Annotated in this window: 1 protein-coding gene; it reads right to left on the reverse strand. The window is 31.4% G+C overall.

Features of this window, described 5'->3' with window-relative positions; translation table 11 throughout:
* Positions 1–81: 81 nt before the first annotated feature.
* A complete protein-coding gene (locus tag I6F49_RS20080) occupies positions 82–2,133 on the reverse strand; it encodes an AAA family ATPase (protein WP_197181737.1) in 2,052 nt (683 codons plus the stop codon).
* Between the last annotated feature and the right edge of the window lie 187 nt (positions 2,134–2,320).

Genomic DNA, 2,320 nt, shown 5'->3' on the forward strand with positions numbered 1-2,320 from the left:
AATGCCAATCCATAACTGGAATCTGACATTGTCGCAATTGGCCATCCACTTCGAAGGTAGGTTAGATGGTGTGCTAGATATTTAGCAATTTAGGCTGACACAGAATTCTGAACGCCCTCTATCCATTAGTGGCTCATACATAAAAGAATTCATATGTATATTTTCTGGAGTCATTAGTACAACTTGGCTAAGCGTTTTTCTAATATTTTTAAAAGTCTCACCTTTATCAATATTTTCTTTCGATAAACGATCATATAGTTTAGCTGTTTGCATACCGTTAATTGGCGTAGTATCAATAATGTGATCTAACATAAATTCTTCAGCTTTTAATCTTATAGCTATTGATAAGGCAACTTTGTTTTCTAATCGAATTTCATCCACACTATCGATTAGAGTTTGAACAACTCTATCAGCAGTTGTATAAATAAAGTCAATAACAGGCATCGCTTTATCTATATTCTCTGAAAGCTGTAGCTCATTCATTGTATTGGATATCATGACTTCTAGGTCGCCAAGCTTAAATTCTTTTGTATTAGATTTTATATGAAGTAAAGACGTCAAATCTAAATAATCGTTGCATTTATTTCCGCTTCTATATTCGACCAAATTACGAACAAAAGGAATCATTGCAATAATAATTTGAGGTATTTCGCCAAAATGCTTTTTCCAGTAATCAAATGGTTCGGTAATAAAATTATCACCGCCACCTATTAAATTGACTGTATTATCATTTTTTTGAGCTATAAAAGAATGCTTTCTTTTACTCCCATTACCTAAGACTCTACTTTGGAATGTTCTATAAAAATCAAAATTATGTGTTAATACTAATAGATTAAAAAGGCTATTTTCAGATAGTTCTTTTAGATATTCGATGATTGCGTATTTATTTTTATAATCAAAGGAATCTGCAATATCATCTATTATAATTAAAGTATTTTGCTCTTTAGCTTCCCTAGCTTTGAATTCAAATATAACGTAAAGCAAATACATTGCTCGTCGCTCACCTACAGATAAAAAATTTAGTGAATTGAGCTGCCCTCGATCAAATTTAACTGGCTGATCACTACCTTTTTGAAAAGTGAATACTATATTTGGTGCAATAGTTCCAAGTATGGCATTAGATTGGTTTTCAATACTTATTGAAAAGTTAACATGAAACCTTTCTTTAAATACCTCTGTAGCCTCGTGCCAAAGAGTTTTCTCAGTTTCAGCTTCAGCCTCTATTGCCGCCAACTCTGATTTACCTGCATCAAATAAGGCTAATAAATTATCGAAAAGTACTTTTTTTTCAATATAGTATGAACACCAAATTATTTTTTTGAAATTTTGAATATCATTTAATTCAGTTGAAATCTCAGGGCAATCTTCTAGTAATTCTTGAAATGCCTTTACAGGAGCAACACCTTGAATAATTTTTTGTGATATAACTTTTAAATTACCATCACCTAAAATAGTTTCTTTTTCATGTTCGATTGCTACCTCTAATTCTGCAAGAGAATTTAGAGGCTCCCCATTTCCATTAAGCAACACTTTGTGTTCAGCTTCAAAGAATTTTTCTTTTTTCAATGAACTAATTATGGTGCTAGCTTTAACTGGATTAAAACCATTTTTCTTAAATATAGGTGATCTTTCGATCAAGTCGTTATATCTGTCTGTATAATCAGCAATACCTGATTTAATAGTCTCATCTGACAATAATTCTGTAACTTTTGGGTCAAATATCTTTGTATATGGCAGTTTCGAGTACGAGTCATTTCCTATATTAGCTAATTGGAGAAACCTTATAGATTCAAATAGATCGGGGAGACCTAGGTCGCTTTTTATTGTACTTTCTAATTCTTCTTTTTTTACTTTTGATACTTTATTTAATTCAGTAATTAACCTTTTTTTCGCATCTAATATATCTTTATAGACTTTATCATAAACCGTTTTCATTTCTTGGTTCACTAATAAGGTTGATAAATTTTTCGAATCAAAACTAGGGCTAAATGGCTCAACTACCAATATATTTTCAGCATTAATATTCGTACCATCTGATTTTATCTCGAAGAAAGGAGTTTTTTCATAAACTAATTCTTCTGGTACTTTTCCTTCCGATATTTTTAAAAAAGTTTTTGCTAATGAGGTTTTCATCACTCCATTTGGTGCATATATCAGATTTGTAGTGGTACAGTGATTTTGGCCACCCATTAAGAGAGGAATGTTATGCTAATAAGCATACAAATTTGGGTGAAAAAATGACGAAATTAAAACGCGCAACGTATTCTGCAGCAATAAAATTAGAAACAGCTCAGCTTGTAGTTGACCAAAGTTATACTCA

The organism is Pseudoalteromonas sp. SWN166, assembly GCF_015864485.1.
Taxonomy (GTDB): domain Bacteria; phylum Pseudomonadota; class Gammaproteobacteria; order Enterobacterales; family Alteromonadaceae; genus Pseudoalteromonas.

Coding starts and splice junctions, on each gene's coding strand:
- I6F49_RS20080 (WP_197181737.1), bottom strand. CDS start 2,133: ATGAAAACCTCATTAGCAAAAACTTTTTTAAAAATATCGGAAGGAAAA.